Origin of the sequence: Gluconobacter sp. P5H9_a (assembly GCF_018812085.1) — a bacterium.
Lineage (GTDB): Bacteria > Pseudomonadota > Alphaproteobacteria > Acetobacterales > Acetobacteraceae > Gluconobacter.
On sequence record NZ_JACRVW010000090.1, the window covers coordinates 1 to 507 of the forward strand.

Here is a 507-nt window from a genome sequence, read left to right on the forward strand (position 1 = left end):
CCAAAACACAGTAGAGCTCTCAAGCATATTATAGAAAAATGGGCAGGAAGATATATATCTCAATCAGACGTAGAAATAGCTGCTTATTTACATCCAAAAATAACAGGGCAATACCCAAATTTTAATTTAAGCGCCAAGTTTACACGCCCACTAGACTCACGATTAAATGGTATAGGCCAAGCTTTTACTCAAGATTATAGAGACCGATTTGATCCTAAGGTATATTCTAAATCCGAGTAATATTTATACCTGAGCAGCCTGCGGCGCTAGCGCGCTGCATTCGCTCTGGGTCTGCACCAATGTTTTTTTCTGATTATTCTGTCTGCTCATGAAGCAAAGAAATTTTAGCGGCTAAAACTACCGTTTTCCGGTAGTATCAATGTCTGAACTTGAKTGAGCGACAGGAGCGGCATGATGAGCGCACACCCGATTGTCCAGCATGACGACGCCGAGACGACAGCTTTTGCTGACGCCGTTCGAGACGGAATCCGCGCCGCAGATGAAGGG

At 44.3% G+C, this 507-nt stretch carries 1 protein-coding gene; it reads left to right on the forward strand.

Annotation, left to right across the window (positions count from 1 at the left end; translation table 11 throughout):
- Positions 1–240: hypothetical protein (locus tag KP708_RS15625; protein WP_215757277.1), on the forward strand; the 240-nt coding region annotated here is incomplete at its 5' end.
- Positions 241–507 lie beyond the last annotated feature (267 nt).